The following is a 4,580-nucleotide window of genomic DNA, read 5'->3' as shown; positions in this document are numbered from 1 at the left end:
AGGAGAACCAAGCTCTGCCCCGTAATCGGGACAGCGATCCATAGTAACTTCCATTTGCTTATCTGGAGCCACAAACGGTCTTGTTACGCCTTTGTGTCCGACCTTTTGACCAGGTTTTCCTTTATTATTCGTATCTCGATCTTTTTTGCGATTACGGCCTCGCCTTAGACTTGGTGGAGTATGTGAATTCTCATATTGAGCTAATCGGGCTTCAAGTTCGCGGATCCTTGCCTTAAGTGGCTCAATTTCACTTACGCTTGCCTTAAGCAACTCGTTCTCACGCTTTAGAAGCTCATTCTGTTCATGAAGTTGCTTGTTAGTGTCACCTTCGTCCATAATCGCCCTAAAAGAATATCGCAATTATATTACTTAATACATAGGGAGCGCGGAGGGTCACGAATTCCCCATCCTTTAGGTTGGGGATGAAGTGAACCCTCGCCCATTTTTCATGTTTTCCTAAGGTTGATTAACAGGGTTTTGGAGTGAACCCCTCCGAGTGGACAATGAGTTAAACAATGGCAACTCATGGAGGGAATCACATGAAAAAGACCAGACGGCGCTACGACCGAGAATTTAAGATATCAGTAGTAGCCGAGCTTGAGTCCGAGAAACCCCTTGCTCAAATCGCCCGCGAGAACGGCATACATCCCAGTCTTCCCTGCCGGTGGCGAGATGAACTAGCCGAGAATCCTGAAAGAGCGTTCAGTGGCAATGGCAACCGGTGCAAGTACGAGGCCAGGATTGCCGAGCTTGAGAGGCTGCTTGGTCAGGCTCATGCCGAGAACGAGCTTTTAAAAAAAGCGTTCGCCATGACCCAGAAGAAGGTCCGAGAGGAGAGACTAAAACCAACACTAAGAGGCAGTACATGATTATCCAGGAAGCACATTCGAGCAGCCTTCAGTTGTCCATATCTCAATCATGTCAGGTATTGGATGTAAGTCGCAGCGGCTACTGCAAATGGCGAATAGAGCAGAAGGCAAATCTATCTGATAATACCGAAAATACCGTTCTCAGAGACGAGATTCAAGATATAGCTCTGGAATTTCCCGGATACGGCTATCGAAGGATTACGGCAGAGCTCCAGCATCGCGGCTATCTTGTTAACCACAAGCGAGTACTGAGGCTCATGCATCTGGATAGCCTGTTGTGCCATAAAAAGAAGTTCAAGCCAGTAACTACTGATTCCAGCCATGGACTGCCGGTATATCCAAACCTTCTGAAGAGTACAACAGTAACCGGATTGAATCAGATCTGGGCATCGGATATCACATACATCCAGCTTCGACATGAGCATATCTATTTGGCAGTGATCCTGGATCTCGCTAGCAGAAAGTGTATCGGCTGGGATCTGAGCCGGAGTTTGGGGAGCCAGCTGGCCATGAATGCATTGGCAAAGGCATTGAGGAATAGATGGTCAGAATCTCTAACCGGTCTCATCCATCATTCGGATCAAGGGGTGCAGTATGCATCTAAAGATTATGTTGACTGTCTTGAAGACCATAACATTCTGATTAGCATGTCCAGAAAAGGAAATCCATATGACAATGCATTTGCTGAGAGCTTTATCAAGACTCTAAAGGTCGAGGAGGTATATCTTAATGAGTACGGAACATTTGAAGATGCCTATGAAAACATCTGGCATTTCATTGAGAAGGTTTACAACAAGAAGAGACTGCATTCGGCACTGGATTATAGATCTCCAGATCAGTTCGAATTGGAGGTTGCTTTAAATACCGTTGCTTAACTACCTGTCTACTATCAGGGGTTCACTCCATTTTCTGGCCATCTGATGCAGGCTCATAATTATTCTGGTTGCTAGATCAAATGAACCTATGATGTGATTGTTTCTGGATCCCATCTAACCGAAGCGCGCGGCCCGAAGCATACCCCATCCCTTTAGGGTGGGGTGGCCGCGCGCAGTTTGATTTTGCGTCAATAACTAAGCAGATCCCAATTGCAGGGACAATATTAATGGTTGTCATCATATGCACCTTATGTAGCCCTCTCCGGTTTATCTGTTTCGATCGCGGTATTATCTTTTTCTAGATAATTTAATACGCTCCTAATGCAGTCATCCATATTCAGGTATTTGAACTCAGAGAACCTTCCGAGCAAATCTATTCCGACCTCCTGCATGTACATTTTAACTTTTCTTATGTTCTCCTGATAATCCAGATCGGAAATGACATAAGCGTACTTAAGCCTCCTTACAGCACTGAAGCTGACATCATCCCTGTCTATTATTTTTAGCTTATGCAAGTCATCGATCACCCTTTCAGCCACAGCTTCGTCCTCCATCCTCCAAAATCTATCTCTGATGTTGCATGTGATCTCTACCAGGACCGAAGATCTACCCCCTGGGGCGACATCCGGGCTGTAGTTAGAGGGAAAGCTCACCCTGTGGGTTATTACATCTTCATCGGGTATGTATAGCCAGGTTAGGTCATTGATACTAGGCTTATCAAGGCCAATCATGACCGAGATAAGTGAGTTGTATTTGAGGCCTTCTGCTGCAATTCTGATCTCATCCTGGGGGGATTCCATGGCGTCTACCAGCGCATGGATCGGTATTGTAGAGATGATCCTATCATACGACCTCTTCTCTTGCCCGTTCGAGACAATCCATTTATTATCCTCTCTTCTGACTATTTTTACTTCGAAACCTGCAACGATATTGCCCTCAATCCTATCCTGCAACGAACCAATCAAGGCCTGAATGCCTCCAATTCTTGGATAGTAAAAGTTGAGCTGGTGCGTGTACCCTTCCGTCTCTATCCCCAGAGATGATCTTAGGATATCTTCCACTGGTGGATTTGGTATTCTTTCTACCCATTCCAGGCTCATCCTCTCGGTCGGGAACTTCCATATCTTCTCATTGTAAGGAAGTAGGTACTTCTCGGCTATACCTTCACCAAAGGTGTGATAGAACCAATCTCTGAGGTTCCTTGGTGAGTTTACTTCTCCCCTCTCCTTTCTGATCAAGTTTTGAATGAAGCTATACAGGCATTCGAAGTTGTCCTCCTTTGGCAGATCGGACAGGCCATTCTCGAAGGGGTATTTGATATGGCGACCTTTATATAGAACTTTCGTGTTTCTCCGGTTTTTTACCTTGTTATTTCCCAGGAGATCTGTCATTAGATCTAATACTTCCAGATCTTTCGAGAAGATTATATGAGAGCCACCATAATCAAAGGTGAAGCCCCGCTCCTGCAGGGATTTCATCAGGCCGCCGCATTCTGTCTCTTTCTCTAGGATATCAAAGCTAATCCCTTTTTGACTTAGCAGATTGCCTAAGGTCAATCCTGTTAAACCACCGCCGAGGATTGCAAATTTAGAGTTATTCTTGTTTTTAGCTTTAAGGACTAATTTGCCATTGTCAGACCTTTTATCTGAAACGTCACCCAAGGTCAAAGAACCAATCTCCCTGCTAATCCATGATTAAATAGATAATCAATTTTATCCATAGTATTATCCCAGGTGTATGTGTTTAGCTCCATCAGAATCCATCTCTCGATGTTGTTTTTGGTCAATGAATGCATACTAATCAAAAACTTGATCCAGATAGAAAAACAACATCTTCAGCCCTCGCTACTTGAAGTTAGCTCTCTGGAACTGGTCATCCTAAATATCATGAAATGGGTTTAATGATGCTGATTGAGGTGAGCTAAGAGGTTGACGGAAAATAATTTACTCAATAATCCGTGACCCTATTATATTTGTACGCGGTTCAATAGAATAATTCCACTTAGGATATAATTCATGTAGGATAATTTTTAATTGTGCCATATTTTCATCAGAGATCTTCTTACCAGTTTCATAGTCTCTTTCGTCTAAGCGAGCCTGTACTCTAAGTCCTTTCTTAGTCTTGGTTGCACCGATCAGCTTGATAATCGTTTCATAGCTGGCCAACGGTTTTCCTCGCCAATTCATGCCTATGAATGAGAATATGCAATGCTCAATCTTATTCCATTTGCTTGTTCCCGGCGGAAAATGACAAATTGTTATTGTTCTTCCAATTTCTTCCACCAAATCCTGCAAAAAGAATTTCCAGCTTCTGTTTCGACTTCCATTGCTTCCCCCGCCATCAGCACAGATAAGCAAATTTTTGCACCCCGCATAACGATATTTTCCAACTAAATTCCACCATTGTCGGATGCTTTCAACAGCGAACTCTGCTGTATTATGGCTCTTGCCTATATTAACCAATCCATCATTTCTCTTGGGATCATAAATCCCATAAGGAATTGCAGAGCCAATCGCTAACGATGGAAAATCATACACATTTACCTCTTCGGGATCGCCTATTTGCCTCCAGGTCCTTCCTGAGTTCTTAAAATCACCAATGCTCTCTTTTTTCTTCGCGTCGACAGAGATAACAGGATCGCCCTCGTCTATAAATTTGGCTGCCTGCATATTGATGTAGCGAAATTGACTATCTCTTTCTGGAACGGATTTGCCTTCTAATGTCTTTTTGTTGGCTTGAAGTGAATAGCCATCTTCTTTTAGGAGGCGTCTTACTGTATCGTGACTCACATCATGCCCTTTTAGCTGCAGCTCGTCGGCTATGGCATAGGTTGATT

General features: G+C 43.8%; 2 protein-coding genes and 2 pseudogenes. 1 reads left to right on the top strand and 3 read right to left on the bottom strand.

Translation table 11 applies throughout. The features are described from left to right. Positions 1–336 (bottom strand): annotated as a pseudogene (locus BP822_RS00865) (IS66 family transposase); the annotation flags it as partial. Between the two features lie 203 nt (positions 337–539). Between BP822_RS00865 and BP822_RS00860 the strand changes: the two are divergent. Next, a pseudogene (locus BP822_RS00860) lies at positions 540–1,744 on the top strand (IS3 family transposase). 248 nt (positions 1,745–1,992) lie between these two features. Here BP822_RS00860 and BP822_RS00855 read toward each other — a convergent pair. Next, a complete protein-coding gene (locus BP822_RS00855) occupies positions 1,993–3,411 on the bottom strand; it encodes a protoporphyrinogen/coproporphyrinogen oxidase (RefSeq protein WP_286877528.1) in 1,419 nt (472 codons plus the stop codon). A 276-nt stretch (positions 3,412–3,687) separates the two neighbouring features. Further along, positions 3,688–4,580, bottom strand: an 893-nt coding sequence (locus BP822_RS00850) for an ISAzo13 family transposase (protein ID WP_286877527.1), incomplete at its 5' end; no start/stop codon positions are given.

This window comes from Methanosaeta sp. UBA458 (genome assembly GCF_002496085.1).
Lineage (GTDB): Archaea > Halobacteriota > Methanosarcinia > Methanotrichales > Methanotrichaceae > Methanothrix > Methanothrix soehngenii.
Note: the sequence above shows the minus strand (reverse complement) of the source record. Positions and strands in the feature narration are given on the sequence as shown.